13 protein-coding genes are annotated in these 15,719 nt (G+C 61.6%); 8 read left to right on the top strand and 5 right to left on the bottom strand.

Going from position 1 to position 15,719, the window contains the following annotated elements:
• Positions 1–16: 16 nt before the first annotated feature.
• From DVT68_RS00270 to DVT68_RS00255, 4 genes are all read right to left on the bottom strand, one after another.
• Complete coding sequence (locus tag DVT68_RS00270) at positions 17–1,858, bottom strand: hypothetical protein (RefSeq protein WP_114823079.1); 1,842 nt, start codon at positions 1,856–1,858, stop codon at positions 17–19.
• Positions 1,855–2,586, bottom strand: a complete 732-nt coding sequence (locus DVT68_RS00265) for a hypothetical protein (RefSeq protein ID WP_114823078.1) — start codon at positions 2,584–2,586, stop codon at positions 1,855–1,857. The genes DVT68_RS00270 and DVT68_RS00265 overlap by 4 nt, the downstream gene beginning before the upstream one ends.
• Before the next feature lie 679 nt (positions 2,587–3,265).
• On the bottom strand, positions 3,266–3,760 hold the full coding sequence (locus DVT68_RS00260; protein WP_114823077.1) for a 3'-5' exoribonuclease: 495 nt from the start codon (positions 3,758–3,760) through the stop codon (positions 3,266–3,268).
• A 133-nt stretch (positions 3,761–3,893) separates the two neighbouring features.
• Positions 3,894–4,514, bottom strand: coding sequence for a hypothetical protein (locus DVT68_RS00255; RefSeq protein WP_147281644.1), 621 nt, complete (start codon positions 4,512–4,514; stop codon positions 3,894–3,896).
• A gap of 1,739 nt (positions 4,515–6,253) precedes the next feature.
• On the opposite strand from DVT68_RS00255, the gene DVT68_RS00250 reads away from it, so the two are divergent.
• Positions 6,254–8,146, top strand: coding sequence for an O-linked N-acetylglucosamine transferase, SPINDLY family protein (locus tag DVT68_RS00250; RefSeq protein ID WP_158543424.1), 1,893 nt, complete (start codon positions 6,254–6,256; stop codon positions 8,144–8,146).
• Positions 8,147–8,161: 15 nt separating this feature from the next.
• Here DVT68_RS00250 and DVT68_RS20225 read toward each other — a convergent pair whose 3' ends face one another.
• Positions 8,162–8,539 (bottom strand): hypothetical protein, encoded by a 378-nt coding sequence (locus DVT68_RS20225; RefSeq protein ID WP_147281643.1) that lies wholly within the window; start codon positions 8,537–8,539, stop codon positions 8,162–8,164.
• Positions 8,540–8,948: 409 nt separating this feature from the next.
• Between DVT68_RS20225 and DVT68_RS00240 the strand changes: the two genes are divergently transcribed.
• Genes DVT68_RS00240 through DVT68_RS00210 form a run of 7 tightly spaced genes read left to right on the top strand, consistent with a single transcriptional unit; the run spans position 8,949 to position 15,716 of the window.
• Entirely contained in the window at positions 8,949–10,076 is a 1,128-nt protein-coding gene (locus DVT68_RS00240) for a tetratricopeptide repeat protein (protein ID WP_114823073.1), read from the top strand.
• A 5-nt stretch (positions 10,077–10,081) separates the two neighbouring features.
• The gene (locus DVT68_RS00235) at positions 10,082–10,345 is read left to right on the top strand and encodes a flagellar biosynthetic protein FliQ (protein ID WP_114823072.1); all 264 of its coding nucleotides are present in this window, start codon (positions 10,082–10,084) and stop codon (positions 10,343–10,345) included.
• Positions 10,346–10,359: 14 nt separating this feature from the next.
• The gene (locus DVT68_RS00230) at positions 10,360–11,115 is read left to right on the top strand and encodes a flagellar biosynthetic protein FliR (protein ID WP_114823071.1); all 756 of its coding nucleotides are present in this window, start codon (positions 10,360–10,362) and stop codon (positions 11,113–11,115) included.
• A gap of 2 nt (positions 11,116–11,117) precedes the next feature.
• Positions 11,118–12,191, top strand: a complete 1,074-nt coding sequence (locus tag DVT68_RS00225) for an EscU/YscU/HrcU family type III secretion system export apparatus switch protein (protein ID WP_158543423.1) — start codon at positions 11,118–11,120, stop codon at positions 12,189–12,191.
• Positions 12,188–14,254 (top strand): flagellar biosynthesis protein FlhA, encoded by a 2,067-nt coding sequence (locus DVT68_RS00220; protein ID WP_114823069.1) that lies wholly within the window; start codon positions 12,188–12,190, stop codon positions 14,252–14,254. The genes DVT68_RS00225 and DVT68_RS00220 overlap by 4 nt, the downstream gene beginning before the upstream one ends.
• A 7-nt stretch (positions 14,255–14,261) precedes the next feature.
• Positions 14,262–14,939: a flagellar hook-basal body protein gene (locus tag DVT68_RS00215; RefSeq protein ID WP_114823068.1), complete on the top strand. Its 678-nt coding sequence runs from the start codon at positions 14,262–14,264 to the stop codon at positions 14,937–14,939.
• A gap of 9 nt (positions 14,940–14,948) precedes the next feature.
• On the top strand, positions 14,949–15,716 hold the full coding sequence (locus DVT68_RS00210; RefSeq protein WP_114823067.1) for a flagellar hook-basal body protein: 768 nt from the start codon (positions 14,949–14,951) through the stop codon (positions 15,714–15,716).
• The last annotated feature ends 3 nt before the right edge of the window (positions 15,717–15,719 follow it).

The raw sequence follows: 15,719 nt of genomic DNA, 5'->3' as shown, positions 1-15,719 counted from the left end.
GCGCGACGAGACGAGATCAGCGAAGGCGGACGGGACCGCCGCGTGGCGGCAGGCCGCCAAGCGAGTCGGCAGCGAGGGACGGCGCGGACTTGCCAGTGCGGGAGGCCGCAGGCACGGCTCCGCTGGCCACCGCATCAGCGGCCCACTTCATTGACCGGGCACGTTCACGCACGTCGGCGTGATACGCCTCGATGGCGTCGTCGATGCCTTGGAGGCCCGTCCGACGGCCGCGGCGCCACTGTTCAGCTCTGCGTCGCATTTCCAGCGTGTGGGGCGTGCGCGCATACGGGGGAAGGGCGTGGAGGGTGACGTAGGGCAAGCCTGCTTCATCGAGTAGCTGAAGGATGCGTGCATCGCCGTCGTCGACGTAGCCATGGAAGCTTCGACCAATGAGATCCCACCTCGCATTGAGCTTTTCGCTACGGTACGTCGCATATCCGTAATTGACGTGTGGAAGCACCCCAGTTTTCTTGCTGCCTCGAACGGTGACTTCGACGCGAAAACGGGTGAGATCGCGTGCGTCCATTGCGCTGCGGGTCGAACGAAGTACCAGACCGCCACCGCTAATGAAGCGTTCGATGATTTCACGCGGGCTTCGGTTGTTCATCTGCCCGTTTGGCGACACGTTATACGTCGTGATTGCCACATCTACGAAGTTTTCGAGAAGATCCAAAAAGACTGGGTAGTCGCTTGCACGACGGCTCGATACACGCTGTTCCGTGCGGTCCTTGGTGGCTGGCTCGAAGCCGCCCGCAAGAAAGCGCAGGACTTCCTCTTCCATACGCTTGAAGAACGCTTCGATGACAGCGCGCGTCTCAGGAATGCCAGACACGCCAAAATGATAGATGCCGAGTTGGTAGTTGAGCATCGTGCGGCGTGCATGCTTGGCGATATGCGCGGAGAAGTTGTCCATCGACGACTGTAGCGGTCGGGGTGGAAGCCCTTCTGCAGATGGCATCCACGCGTTGGGGAGGTACGCAAGACGCAGTCCGCGAAGATTGCGCGGCTGCCAAGGCAGTAGGGAACTGGCCAAAGTGCGTAGCAGGTCGAGCTCGTCATAGGAGGGGCCGACAACTAACGACCATGCCATGCAACACCTGGATCCGGCATCCACCTTCGCGAGTAACCAGAGGCCAGAGATGGGTGAGCGCGTATAGGTGCCATCAGCCAGCGGCACAGCGACTACCAACCCCTTGGCATCAATCCAGTGCGCGTCGAACTGCACCTCGTCAAATGGTTCAATGGTTAGCAGATCACTCAGCCGAGTGAGCTTGGGCGGCGCTGCATGCGTCATAGCAATTTCGGCTCGCCTGGTGCGTTCGCGGTTGATGAAGGTGGAAAGAGCGCGCCGCCCTTGATCGCGGGTTGTGAGCGGATAGTGCTGCTCCAGTCCAGCCGCCTTGAGTGCTCGTTTCATGTCCTTGTAGAGGCGATCGAACGCCGGACTCGTTTGTGTACGCGCCGGCAGAGCCCCGGTAAACCGCATGATCAATTGGTGCAACTCGGGAATGGCCTCAACCAGCCGCGTCATCGCGTGCGCATGACCGCTCTCCGGGATACCAGTGATGCGCGGACGAAGATCGACAAGTCTCAATCCAGGAATGCATACCGAAAAACCCATCAAGCTTCCGTCCAACCCCGGCTGCGAAACAAGGCGGAGCATCCGACGCAGTGTTTTGCGATGCAGGCGATATCGGGTAGCGACAGCTTTGACCGGGGCGCCATGGATGAGCTCAACCAGTGCCGCTACGCGGTTGTCCACCGCACGCCTTTCGGCATCGTCCGCCATCGCCTTGGTGTCGGGACGTGGCAAGGCTAATAGAGTTTTCACCTCTTGTTCGGTGAATCGCGCGATCATGTGCGCACGCTCCGCTCGATGATGGTGTGGCGCGTGAGCCCATATGCCCGGTCAAAGGTCAACGCACCCAAACAAACCAGCTCGCAAATCACAGCGTGCAAGTCCGATGGGGGCAATGGGGCAAGCGCTTCTTCGGCTTGGTCGATCCGGGCACGGCCGACGCTCGAGAAGTAGTTGAGCAAACGAATGCGAATAGCCAACCCATTCGAGAGCGTCTGAGCGACCTGAGTGAACGCGAGGAGACGGTTGTGGACCATAAGCCGGCTTCCCTCAACGCGTACGTCGTACTCGGTGATGCTATGAAGATTGATCGAGGCAAGCGATGCTGCTTCGGCCAGACGCCGAGACTCCCGTGGCGACCGCGTGCCGCCGGGGTTGGAAACACAGTCGGCCTCGGAGACCACTAAGAGGAACTCCTCACGGCCGGACTTGTAGCGCACCCAAAAGTCCAGCTCCAGGCTTCTAGCGCCGACCAGCAATTTGCGAGGCCGCTCGACATAGGCATTGATGCGAGGGTCGCATTCAAGCGAGAGCGCCACGCACAACGCGGGGAGGCCATCAACTTCGATGGCCCTGTCCTCCTTGATAGATAGGAAGCCGTAGACGTCGCGGCGCTCGAATTCCCGCCGACCGAACGCTCTCGGCGTCACAGGGCGCGGGGACCCATCGTAAATGCGAGTAGCCACATCGAAGGGAGTCCCTTCGGAGATTTTGCTCGCGGTCGTCATCAGTGATCTCCTTTCGTTAGACAAAAGCCTCCCGTCGCGTACCTACGACGGGTGCGCGAAACGACTTGACCTGGAAAGAAGAAGATGGGACGCTGATGGCGCTTAATTCACCGAATCCCAAGTCCCCGCCTGCCAGCGGGGATTTCTTTTTTCAAGATCAAAGATTGTGTTGGTTGAGCATCCGGTTCGATGTGAACCGGATACGACGCCGAACATCAATGCCCGGAGCGCCTTATCCAGTTCGTATGCGCCTCGGACGATGCCACTGCAACCACATGCGCGCGGATGCGCACTTGTTGGAAGCTACTGCCGCTCGTTGCAAGCGGTCAATGGAAAGTTTCGCCGATAAATCAGAGGCATTGGCGGCGCGATTTCAGGTGTTGCGACGCTACGGTAGAGAAATCGACCCCCTATGATGTGACACCATGTTGCCCTCTGGTTGTCGACAAGTCTTCTCAATCGTTTGAAGGTTCTACCCATTTGCCGAGCCATTTGCCCAGCGTTGGCCGGCTCCACTTGTCTGATTAGAAAAGCGGTTTTCTCGCGTCTTGTCGTCCCCCGGCATGCCGAGAAGTGATCTTAATTATTTGATAGTTGTGCTTGGGTTCGATATCGCCGCGGGCTAGGGCGGGGTACTCAAAAGAGTGTTCTTTCTGATGCGCTAGGTACGTCCGTACGATTATCGATCAACTTGCCCGCAATCAAGCGAATTGATGTATGCGGAGCGAAGCGCCCTCGCGTCCATTAGCGCATGGTGCCTTCCTGCAATGACGTCAGGATGCGAAGACCACCAAGCCTCGACCGCCTGTTCGAGGTTCTGGCATAGGTGCCAGTTGATACTTGGCGGCATCGGGCCGGGCGGTTCCGGTATGTCGAAGCCATCGATGACGAATTGGCAGAGGCTACGATCGGCTCCAAAGTCATAGTGGATTCGAGGATTGTCCAGAAAGACCAAGAATTGGCGGATTGATAGCGTCATGGTCGCGTCATTCATCGCGACGTCGCCACGGTCTAGCAGAGGGTAGACGACCGAGCGCACCCATTGCGTTGGGTTAGCCGGCAGGGGGTCGCGCTCTGCGTAGAACGCGTATTGACCGTCCCTAGAAATCAGGGCGATGGAGACGAGCTCAGAGGCCAAGACATCTGCCCATTCACAATCGAGGAACAAGTCCATGCTGGCTTACCCCCTCCGGTTACCTCTGTCTCGCCCCTATCCCTGGTCCCTTAGGATTCTCGTGGCAAACGGCGCATCCAATCGCTGGTGGGCGCGCTATACGAAAGATAGCGCCTTGGCCAGCGGCCACTGGCTAACCCCGATACACCACACCACCGTCCGGCATGTCGAAGTCCGGGTCAGCAGCCAAGGTCCGTGCGCGCTTGAGATCTGAGAGGAAGTCGTCCCAGTCACTGGCATAAATGAGACCGTCCCCGCTCCTGGTTCGGACTCCGTACCAGCAGGCAAAGGCTTCGGCCAAGCCAGGTGCGTCATGTCGGCTGTATTCCGCGATGTCGTGGGTGGACACTCTCCCGAGCAGGGACGTCGGAATCGCTGCGCGGAGTTCATCTGGGTCGAGCCGCAGCCAATCGGCATGGATATTCCCCTTTAAGGCATTGGGATTTCCATCTGGCAACGGCAACACCATCGACATGGCCAACTCCCAGGCCGGGCTGCGGTGCATGCGGTCAGCCACCGACTCTCGATAGAGTTGATTCACGATGGCGATGTCTGCGTGGATCTCCGCCGCCGCCCGAAGAATCAGCTCGGGTCGGTTCTCGATGAATATCGAGGCGATCAACGACTGCGCGACCGCATCTATACCGGGCACATTGACCGTTCCTGCACATAAGGCGGAGGCGAGGGCCTCCTCGGTGAGGAGGGGCCCGTGCGGCACGTTTTGGTGCGTCACGATCATTGCGAGCCCGGACACGGCGACACCTCATTAACGATGCACTATGTCAGCATCAGTCGATGGCGGGTGCAAGTCAAACCGAAGCTCAACGCAATGCCACTACGCGACCAGGTCAAGCGGCTTGTGCCAAAGAGGAGGGGGCATCATCGATCACGCGATCGCCATCCCCGTGTGTGCTCAACAAGTCTGCCGCGCGGCACATCCGTGTCTATCCAAAGTCGCGAGACCCGGAACCACCCCGGTGTGGAAAAAGGTGTGAGGGCAAGTGCGGGAGGGGCGACAGGCAGTGCCCCCATCGCACTACAGTCCCTCGGTCTGTTTCCACGGCGGCCAGCGGCCGGCAACACTCGGTTTATCGCCCACACAGTGCCCCAAACGCCGTGCGCCCTCGTAACACGGTTTATCACCCACGCGGGGAGCGTCAGCGCCACATGCTTGTGTGACACGGTTTATCACCCACGCCGTGAACCTAGCGCCACGTGCTCGCGCGACACGGTCTATCACCCACGCAGCGTCGGCTTCCAGCGCCGAGCGCCCAGCGATTCAGATGACCATGAGCTCGCAGTTCCGGCTTCCTCCGTTTGGCAGGGCCGCCTCATTCAAGGCCTCAGGTTTAGCCGTAGCGTGAAGCCCATTGAATAGACTTGAAAAGTCCTCAAGGCGACGTCGGCACGTGGATGGGCCACACCATCGAAGTCGCCTTGGAAGACATGTTGCGCGACGCTGGTGGGCCATCGCTTGAGGGGCACTTCCTTTGTATCGCCGAAGGCCTGAAATGGCGAAGCCCCGCATGGCGGGGCTTCGTAGTCTGGATTCTCTTACCTCCGCACCGGGCGGAACCACGTGCATGGCAGATAACGCTGTCCCAGAGGACACCAGCTGTAGCGTTGACGCTAACGATCCTCGTCCGAGGCCCGGTTGTCAAACGAAATCAATTCACGATTAGCGATCGTTTCCTCGCCTGGCGATCTGAATGGGAGGAGCCATGAGGTTACGCAATGCGTCGAGCGGCTGTCATCGCCTCGCGTGCAGACACTGCAGTCGCGGCAACTGACCGGTGTCAGTGGTATGGAGGAGTGATTAGGGCGCGTTATCGAGGGTGAGCGGGTGCCGCTTTTGTATGTCCGGCGGGCGTTTGCGCTGGTGCGGGCACATGGCTCGCGAGGCCTGTTCAGGCCAGCCCGGTGTCACGAGCATCGGTTTTGCATCGGAATGGCCCGGCCCGACGAGCTGCCATGACCTGAGTCTATTCCAGCTCTTGGGGCCCAGGCGCATCGTTCACTTAGCCACTCTGGCGCACCTGCGGGCGCTCGGCCTCGTCCTCTGCGCGCGTCTGCACGGGACGTCGTCTCACTGTTGAGGCTATGCAAGGGGAATTCAGGTTAGTGGCCAAGGGCGAGGACGCTCTGGGCTAAGCCCTTCTGACGCCAGATCGCCGCTAGGGCGCGCGGCCATTTGAATTACAGGAGGGGGAGGGCCGGGGTGCCGAATCCGTTATCGGAGGGGATCACCTTCGCCGAGCCCTCTTCTGTGGCGGTTGGCGCGTTCGCCCGTTGGAGTCGTTTCTGAATGTCCATATTGCTATAGCCCGGTTCGTCGCGATACGGATCGAGGTCGCCGTTCACTAAGCCATTTGGGGACGGCCGACTAAACTATTTCCGTCTCACGGGGATATGGTAGGCGGAGCGGGTGAAATTCGGCGCCGTATCTGCGGCGCCGGCATTCGATAGACAGACATCGAGTTGACGGCAATGGCAATGAGCGAGAACAGTTTGGACTTAGACGACGGAAATGATGATTTGCGGGCCGTGGGCGATGCCGTGTCAGGTATTGAGCGTCGCGCTTCCGTTTCGAGATTGTCTCAAGGCGACGAAGCGTCGGTCGAGGAGCTCAACAGGGCGGGGGCCCGACACTTCGCGAAGGGAGACTTCGCTGCCGCCATTCATTTTTTTAAGCTCGCCGCCATCGATCTCTCTGCAGTCGGGGCGCAGGCCAATCTTGGGCGATGCGAAATTCGTATGGGGCAGTTCGATGAGGCAGCGGCCCGCGCACGAAGCTTGGTATTTGCAGATGCTCATCAATGGACTGGCTGGCAGTTACTTGGAGAGGCACTGGCCGCCAAAGGGCTGCACGCTGAGGCCATCGAAGCTTATCGCCGGGCTACTACACTGGCGCCTGAGCAGGCAGTCACTCACCGTCAACTCGGTGTTAGCCTTGGGCATTGCCTCCTGCTGGATGAGGCGTGCGAGGCGTTCGCGCGAGCACTAGATCTAAATCCAGAGGACGAAGGCAGCCGCTATCAACTGGTCATCAACAAACGTCACGTCTGCGACTGGGATGGGCTTGATGGCCTTAGTGAGCAGCTCAAGAGCCGCGTAGCGGCTGGCATCGCACTAGTATCTCCCATTGATCTGCTAAGCGAGGATGCCAGTGCTTCGCTCCAGCTGGCCTGCGCCACTCGCCAGGCGGAGCGATTGCACGAGGATGCCCGAAAAAAAACCGTTCATTGGGAGCGCAGCTCTCACCGCCCCTCCTCGGGCCGACTTCGAATCGGTTTCGTTTCGGCTGGGTTCGGGCAGCACCCTACAGCCATCCTCACCTCGGCGTTGTTCGAGCAGTTGCGAAACTCCCCGGTTGAAGCGCACCTTTTCTCCACGGGCGCGGAACCGGTCAGCAAGGCGCGTGAGCGACTGATGGCCGCCGCATATCGTTTCCATCAAGTGTCGAAATTGACGCCCCAAACGCTTGCACAGCGCATTCGCGCCGAGCAGATTGAGCTGCTGGTGGACCTCGATGGCTACAGCCGTGCATGCTGGCCGATGGTTTACGCGTATCGTCCGGCGCCCGTTCAGATCGCCTGGCTGGGATATCCCGGCACCACTGGCGCCCGCTACATCGACTATGTGATCGCCGATCGCTTCGTGTTGCCGCCATCGCTGGCCGCGTATTTCTCGGAGCAGCCGGCGTACCTGTCTCGCTGCTATCAAAGCAACGACCCGACGCGTATCGTGCCTGTGCCGCAGTCTCGACAAGACTACGGCTTGCCGGTGGACGCCGTTGTGTTTGCGTGCTTCAACGGTACGTTCAAATTGGGGCGACGCAGCCTGGATCGCATGTTCAAGGCACTCAAGGGCGTGCCCGGCAGTGTGCTTTGGATGCTGGAAGGGCCGGGCAAGTCATCACTGAGGCTGCGGGAGATGGCACGGGGCGCGGATATCGATCCGGCGCGGCTGGTGTTCACCCCCAAATTGCCGCACTCCCAGTACTTGGGACTCTACCGGCATGCGGACCTGTTCCTTGATACCGAGGGCTACAACGCCCACACGACGGCTTCCGATGCACTGTGGGGAGGCTGCCCGGTCCTCACGCGGCCGGGGAACACGTTCGCGAGCCGCGTCGCCGGCAGTCTGAATCATCACTTGGGAATGCCGGAGTTGAACGTGGGCAGCGACGATGAATTCGTCGCGTTTGCTATCCGGTACGGCAACGTTCGCGAATGGCGTGACGCCTTGAAGCAGAAGCTCGCCTTGCAGTGCGACGTCTCGGGTCTTTTCGATGTGAAGGGCTTTGCTGCGGATTTCGCCGATCTGTTGGCGCGAATTGCCAAGCATCATCGGAGCGGGGGCAGGGCTTCGAATTTCCTGCAATAGGTATGAAGGTCGCGACTATTTCTGCGTCAGCTTTCTCACCAATAGACTGAAGTGCTCGCGAAAACCCTCGTTGGCGTCGAGCATTTTATCGAGAGCGTCGACCATTGGGGCGAACTGGGCGTCCTGTCGAAAGTCGTCACCGAACTCCCACAGCAGGATTTCCTGGAGCACGGGAGTGCGTCTTTCCTCGATGGCTTGCGCGTCACCGGAATCAACGCCCTTGAAAAGGGCGCGAAGGCGCGTGCGAAGCACCTCCATGGGGGCACGTGCGCGTTCAATCGATGTCGCTGGCGGAGATTTTCCAGTCGAATCGGCGGATTCCGAACGCGAGCGAGCTGCTGCACGCGCGGCCTTGAGCAGTGGCGAGGAGCGAGTTATTCGATCGGTCGACATGGGCTTCCGTGCGTGCTCGGAGAGGGGTGAAGTCTATAGCAGGTCCGCGCAGTCATCATGAAATGGCCATGTCTTGCAGCTGCACAACGCAGGTCGCGCAACCGAGTTGTTCATCACAAAAACGCACTTGGCGCAAGAAGTTACGTGTTAGATTCTTGTTGACAGTCTTCGCAAGCGGCTCGTAGGCTTTTTGTGAAGAGAGCCGGAGCCCGCTTGAAATATGGGGCTCTCTGTTCGTCGTAGGGGCGACGGACTCGAAAGGCTCTAGGAGTAGTACAGGGGGCACGGACTGGATGTTCGTGCGCAAGGAGCAGTGCGTAGTGGATATCGTCATTGCACGCACGGGTGCCGGGTGTGGCAAGGGTGCTGTTCGCACCTTCCCGTTGCAGCGGATTGCAGGGGGCTCGCCATGAGCCACGTCGCGAAGCTGCGAACTTTCTACCGCAGAGATCCACACAACCTTCCGTTGTGTTGCGACTTCATCGACTCGCTTTTAGCCGAAGGCCAGCTGGCCGAAGCGGCAGGCGTCCTTGACGCGCTGCCTGAGCCGCTTCGCCAAAGCGCCCCCGTCCAGTGGAGAGCGGCGCGCTACGCGCTGATGACTGGCGACTTCGAGCACTGCATTGCGACCCTGCTTCCGTTAGTGGGGCAGCTACCCGAGGCCGAGGTCGCCATTCGCCACGACGTGGCGTTTGCCTGGGCCGCACAGGGCGAAATCGAAGAGGCGTTGCGTACGCTCGAGCCAGTCGTGCAAAGCGGAGGAGCAGCCGTTGCCTTGCTGTATGCACGAGTGCTCCATCAGCAGGGACGATACGAAGAGGCGCTGCGCGCGCTGGAGGGGGCCGACGAGCCTTCGCGACTGGCCGAAGTACGCGGGCTTCGTTCGCTCCTTTTGCTGGACATGAACGACACCGCGCAGTCTCGTGCCGAGGCGGATCTCGCCTTGGCGGCGGATTCGTCGCAGCATGAGGCGCTACTGACACTTGGAACGCTGACGCTCTGGGAGAAGAATGCTGAATTCTCCTGCCAGTTGTTTCGCCGCATACTGGCCGACCACCCTCATTCGGGGCGCGCCCTGCTGGGGCTGGGCGAAAGCCTCATGTTGCTGGGCGACGTGCCGGCCGCCCGCGCTCAACTCGACCGCGCCGGAAAGGACATGCCGCGGCACATCGGCACCTGGCACGCGCTAGCGTGGTGCCAGTTGCTGGAGGGCGACCTCGCCGGCGCGCATTACAGCTTTGACCGTGCTTTCGAACTGGACCGGACCTTCGGCGAAACGCACGGAGGCTTCGCACTGGTGCACGCCTTGCGCGGCGAGCGGCCGGAGGCGCAGGAGGCGATCAAGCGCGCCCGGCGTCTTGCACCACATGGGTTCTCGGCGCGTTACGCCGAAAGCGTTCTCCTGCTCGACGACGGGCACGTCGAGCAGGCCAGCGAGGCAGTGCGGGGCATCCTGCGCGACGCCCGCGAAGGGGGTGTCGCGTTGCCGGAGGACTTCATCTTCCGGGTGCGTGATCTGGTCCGACCGCGGGGCTGAGGTTCATGGATAGCGATACCGCCATGCACTTGCTCGCGGAGACCTTGCTGACCGCGGCAAAGGTGTCCGCACCCGTGCTGCTGGCGACGCTGGTCATTGGCGTAGCTATCTCGGTGTTGCAGGTCGTGACACAGATTCAGGAAATGACCCTGACGTTCATCCCCAAGCTCATCGCGGTGGTGGTGGTATTCCTGATGATGGGTGCCTGGATGATGGCGATCGTCGTTGAGTTCTCCAAACGCTTGTTCGGACTCGTCGCAGGGATGTAAACGAAGTGAACGCGATGGAATGGCACATCGGGGCATTTCTATTGGCAATGGCGCGCTTTGCGCCCCTGCTGATGGTGTCCGTGCTCGCTCCGTTCGCGTGGGTGCCGCCCTCGGTGCGGGTGGTCGTGCTATTGGCAATCAGCCTGCTCGCCGTTGGGACGGTTGCATCGCCAACGCCGCTTCCAGGCTTGGACGCGCCAGCGTCCTTGCTGTTGTCCATGGCCGGCGAGAGCGTGTTTGGGCTCGCTTTTGGATTGGCCGTGGTACTGCCGGCGGCGGCGCTGGGCTTTTCCGCCCGCGTGGTGGACATGCAGTCAGGCGTGGCTGCGGCCAGCTTGTTCAACCCTGCCACCCACCTGACCGAAGCGCTGGCCGGCACCGTGGTGCAATGGGCCGGCAGCATGGTGTTCTTCATGTCGGGCATGCACCTGGTGCTGTTGCGGGGCCTGGTTGCCTCCATCAATCTGGTGCCACTGGGCGATGGACGAATGCTTATGGAGCCGTCGACCTTCGTCACCCTGCTTTCCTCGCAGTTCCTTCTCGGCCTGATGGTTTCCGCCCCTGTGATACTCGGGCTCTTTGCCATCGATCTCGCGGTGGCCTATGCCAGCCGCTCGATGCCCCAGGCCAACGTTTATTTCGTGGCGCTGCCACTGAAGGTGGCGGCGACCTTCGTCCTGCTGGCGGGGTCGCTGCGATTCGCGCCTCCGTTGATCGAGCGCCTGTATGCGAACGCGTTCGAAGCGTTGCCCGTATGGGGAGGGCGCTGATCGTGGCAGACGACCAGCAGGACAAGACCGAACAACCGACCGCGCACCGTCTCCAGGAGGCGCGTGACCGCGGGCAGGTGCCGCGAAGCCCCGATCTGACCGGTGTGCTGGTGTTGATCGCGTTCAGCGTCACCATGGGCGCCACGGGTTACGGCGTGGCTGCTGCCCTGGCAAATGGCGTCAGGCGCACCTTGCTGATGGCGGGCAACGCTCCCGCCCCATCCGCGGGACTGTTCGCTTGGTTGCAGCGGACGTTCGACCCTACCTGGCAGGCCCTGGTTCCTGCGCTGATCGCCGTCGTGGTAGCTGCCGTGGCGGGGAATCTCGCGCAGACGGGCCCGACCTTCAGCACCGATCCGCTGAAGATGGACTTCAGTCGCCTGAACCCTGCACAGGGCGTCAAGCGCATCTTCTCGCTGCGCGTGTTGTGGGATTTGTTCAAGCTGACCCTCAAGATCGCCTTGCTGGCGACGCTTGCCTGGATGATGGCGCGGAGCATCACGCAACGTACGCAGGCAGTGGCGTTTGCCGCGCCATCGAGCGTGGGGCAGGTGTTGCATGGCATCTATGCGCAGGTCACCACGTGGGTGCTGGCGCTCTTGCTGCTGGTGGCGCTGCTCGACATGTGGTTCAGCCGACGCGAGTACATCCGCAAGCTGCGCATGAGTCGACGCGACCTGAAGGACGAGGGCAAGCGCCGCGAAGGCGACCCCGAGATCCGGCACAAGCGCAAGCGCCTGATGACTGAACTGCTGAAGCACTCACGCTCGATCCGGCGCGTGCCCGAGGCGGACATCGTACTCACCAACCCGACGCATCTAGCGATAGCGCTGCGTTATCGACCCCGAACCATGCTGTCCCCGGTGGTGCTGTCCAAGGGTGCCGATGCCGCGGCCGCCCGCATGCGCGAAGTGGCGGGCCGGGCCGGCGTGCCATGCCTGCGCTCTCCCGAGCTGGCGCGCGCACTCTTCCGGGAGTGCCGTATCGACCAGGCAGTGCCCGCACACCTGTACCAGCAACTGGCCCCCGTCTACCGCTGGCTGATGAAGCGGCCCGGCAACAGGATTTTCTCATGAACGGCCTGTTCGGACAGTTGTGGAGCGGCAAGCGGGACGTGATCCTGGTGCTCGGGATGATCATGATCCTGGTCATTCTTTTCACGCCGATCCCGGGGGGGCTGCTCGATTTCCTGCTCGTGCTCAACTTCACCAGTGCATTGCTCGTGCTGCTGATCACCTTCTTCACCGACACACCACTGAGCTTCTCCACGTTTCCGTCATTACTGCTCATCACGACGCTGTTCCGCCTTGCGCTCAACATATCCGCGACACGCCTCATACTGGACAAGGGCAATGCGGGTCGGGTGATCAATGCCATCGGCTCGTACGTCGTAGGTGGCAACTACGTCATCGGCCTGGTGGTGTTCTTGATCCTGGTGATCGTCCAGTACGTAGTGGTTACCAGTGGTGCCCAACGCGTGGCCGAAGTCGCTGCCCGCTTCACCCTCGACAGCATGCCCGGCAAGCAGATGAGCATCGACGCCGACATGAACATGGGCCTGATCGATGAGCACGAGGCCAAGCGTCGTCGCGCCCAGGTGGAAAGGGAAGCCAGCTTCTACGGTGCGATGGATGGCGCGACCAAGTTCGTGAAGGGTGATGCCATCGCTGGCATCATGATCATCCTTATCGACATCATCGGCGGCCTGACGGTCGGCATGGTGCAGCGTGGCCTGCCGTGGAACGAAGCGGCTCACCGTTACACGCTGCTGACCGTTGGCGACGGCATTGTTACCCAGATTCCGTCGCTGGTGATCGCGGTTGCGACCGGCATCATCATCACGCGCGCGGCATCCGACGATAAGTTGGGCACCGAGATCGCGCGCCAGGTGCTCTCCAATTCACGAACCCTGCTCATCGTGTCGCTCGCGTTGGCGGGCCTGCTGTTCCTGCCCGGCCTGCCAGCCTGGCCCGTGCTGCTGGTCCTGGTGGGGGTCGGCGCACTGACTTACTTCGCCAGCCGGTCGCGCCCGAACGTTGCGGAACCCGAGCAGGCCGAGCCGGAGACGGACAAGCCGGCCGCCGAGACGGACATTTACAAGCTGCTGTCCGTGGAGGCCATGGAGATCCATGTTGGCAGCGCCATCGCCGCGTCCTACAAGGCCAAGGGCCTCGAGCTCGGCGACCGCATAGCGGCATTTCGCAAACAGTTCGCGTTGGATGGCGGTTTCGTACTGCCTAAGGTCAAGACCACCCAGGAGGCGACGCTTCCCGAGAACAGCTACGAGCTGTATGTACAGGGCACAAAGGTCGGGCGCGGCGACCTGTATTTCGATTCGCTACTGGCCATCAATCCCGGTGGCAAGCGACCCGCGCTGGAGGGCAGGGAGACACGCGACCCTGCGTACGGCCTTCAGGCGCAATGGATCAGTAACGACCAGCGCCAGTTCGCACGCGGTGCCGGCTACACGCTGGTCGACCCAGAAACGGTGCTGATCACGCACCTTGGTGAGATGGTCAAGCGCCACGCGCCGGATCTGCTCACACGGGCGGAAACCGAGCGCCTGGTGGCGCGGGTGCGCGACCAGCAGCCCTCGTTGGTGGACGAGCTCGTCCCCGGTGTCATGTCCTACACCGACATCCAGCGGGTGCTGCAGCAACTGCTCAAGGAGCAGGTCAGCATCCGGCATGTCGAGGCCATTCTCGAGGTGCTGGTGGATGCGGGGCGCACCCAGAAGCAAACGGACGATTTGGTCGAGCGCGTGCGCGAGCGCCTCGGGCCGGTGATTTGCCAGCGGGTGAGCAATCCCCAGGGCGAACTGCATGTACTGACGCTTGCACCCGAGCTGGAGCGCGCGATGGTGAGCGCCATCCGTCAGCGCGATGGCGGTGGCTTGCTGGTGGGTGAGCTCGGGCAGCTGGATGCGCTGCTCGGCGGCATCGCCAAGCAGGCCGAGGCAATGATGGCGCGCAGCCTCCTTCCGGTGGTGCTGTGCCCGAGCGTCATACGCCGACACCTGCGCGCGCTGATCCAGCGAAGCCTGCCGCACGTCACAGTCCTTGGTATCAACGAAGTGCCTTCCACCATGGCGGTGAAAGCCTTCGGCACCGTTGCACCAGCCACGGCAGTCGCCGCATGAGGAATTTATGAGCCAGATCGTTTCGGGCATCGCACGCTACTTGAGCGACGACGTCGCAGCGCTGGATGTAGTCAGCCAGAACGTCGCCAACATGCGTACCGCCGGTTATCGCGCGGAACGCCTGAAAGCCGACTTCCGCAAGGGTGTACTGACAGACACGCCCTCGCTGGATCTGGCCGATGGCCAGCTCGACCGAACGGGTGGCCCGCTGGACCTTGCCGTCCAGGGGGCGGGCTTCTTCGTTGTCGAAGTCAACGGCAAGGAGATGCTGACGCGCAACGGCATGTTCCACCTCGACGCCGACCAGCAGCTGGTCGATGCGGCAGGACACCCTGTGCTTGGCCAGTCCGGCCGGATCACCCTGAGCCAGGAAAAGGTCCACATTGACGCGGGAGGACGCATCACCGACGGCAATGACGCCGTCGACAGCCTGCGCGTGGTCGCCATCGGCTCGGCGGACGGGCTGCGCGAAATGGGCAATGGCCTCTACACGTATGCCGGCACGCCGGTCGAGTGGCAAGGCAGCATTCATCAAGGCGCGATCGAGCAATCCAACGTCGATCCGAGCAACGAAATGGTGCGACTGATGGAGCTAACGCGCCACGCGCAGTCGGTGCAGCGCGCCATTCTGGCGTACGACCAGGCCATGCAGGCCGGGATCAATCACCTTGGCGACAGCAACTGAGGACGGACCATGATCGACGCACTCTTTACAGCCACCGCCGGCCTCAAGAGCCAGCAAACCCAGATCGACACCCTGTCCAACAACGTGTCGAACATGCAGACGCCCGGCTTCAAGAGCCAGCGCGTCGCGTTCGGTGATGTTGCGGTGATCTCGCCGGGGCAGGTGCAGGCCGGGCTAGCGCCCGAGCGCAGCGGAGCCGGCTCGGAAATTATCGCCACGCGCGCGCTATTTTCGCAGGGGCAGATGATCCAGACCAACAACACTTGGGACATCGGCATCCAAGGCGATGGCTTCCTCGAGGTGGTGGACGGCAACGGCAACCATCTGTACACGCGCGACGGACAGCTTCATGTGGACAGCGAGGGTTACCTCGTCACGGCCGCCGGCAACCGCCTTGCGCAAGAGGTCCAGATTCCGCCGGATGCCACCAATATCCAGATCAGCCAAGGCGGACAGATCTCCGCAACGGTCGGCACGGATACCCAGACGACCGTACTCGGCTCGCTGGAGCTGGCGACGTTTCCTTCCGCGGTCGGCCTGCAGTCCGTGGGTGGCAACAACTACTCCGCCACGCAGGCCTCGGGCGACCCGAGCATCGTCAAGCCGAACGAAAACGGCGCCGGCATGATCCTTCAGGGGTCACTCGAAGGTTCCAACGTCGACATGGTCTCGGAGATGGCCACGCTGGTTGTGGCGCAGCGCGCGTACCAGCTCAATGCGCGCGTGCTGCAGGCGTCGGACCAGATTCTCGACACGATCAACAACCTGCGACAGTAATTC

Source organism: Dyella solisilvae, assembly GCF_003351225.1.
GTDB classification, from domain to species: Bacteria; Pseudomonadota; Gammaproteobacteria; order Xanthomonadales; family Rhodanobacteraceae; genus Dyella; species Dyella solisilvae.
Note: the sequence above shows the minus strand (reverse complement) of the source record. Positions and strands in the feature narration are given on the sequence as shown.

Excerpts from the sequence above, each read along its gene's own strand:
- DVT68_RS00250 (WP_158543424.1), top strand. The coding sequence starts at position 6,254 with ATGAGCGAGAACAGTTTGGACTTAGACGACGGAAATGATGATTTGCGG.
- DVT68_RS00260 (WP_114823077.1), bottom strand. The coding sequence starts at position 3,760 with ATGGACTTGTTCCTCGATTGTGAATGGGCAGATGTCTTGGCCTCTGAG.
- DVT68_RS00230 (WP_114823071.1), top strand. The coding sequence starts at position 10,360 with ATGGAATGGCACATCGGGGCATTTCTATTGGCAATGGCGCGCTTTGCG.
- DVT68_RS00270 (WP_114823079.1), bottom strand. The coding sequence starts at position 1,858 with ATGATCGCGCGATTCACCGAACAAGAGGTGAAAACTCTATTAGCCTTG.
- DVT68_RS20225 (WP_147281643.1), bottom strand. The coding sequence starts at position 8,539 with ATGTCGACCGATCGAATAACTCGCTCCTCGCCACTGCTCAAGGCCGCG.
- DVT68_RS00210 (WP_114823067.1), top strand. The coding sequence starts at position 14,949 with ATGATCGACGCACTCTTTACAGCCACCGCCGGCCTCAAGAGCCAGCAA.
- DVT68_RS00240 (WP_114823073.1), top strand. The coding sequence starts at position 8,949 with ATGAGCCACGTCGCGAAGCTGCGAACTTTCTACCGCAGAGATCCACAC.
- DVT68_RS00265 (WP_114823078.1), bottom strand. The coding sequence starts at position 2,586 with ATGACGACCGCGAGCAAAATCTCCGAAGGGACTCCCTTCGATGTGGCT.
- DVT68_RS00215 (WP_114823068.1), top strand. The coding sequence starts at position 14,262 with ATGAGCCAGATCGTTTCGGGCATCGCACGCTACTTGAGCGACGACGTC.
- DVT68_RS00235 (WP_114823072.1), top strand. The coding sequence starts at position 10,082 with ATGGATAGCGATACCGCCATGCACTTGCTCGCGGAGACCTTGCTGACC.
- DVT68_RS00220 (WP_114823069.1), top strand. The coding sequence starts at position 12,188 with ATGAACGGCCTGTTCGGACAGTTGTGGAGCGGCAAGCGGGACGTGATC.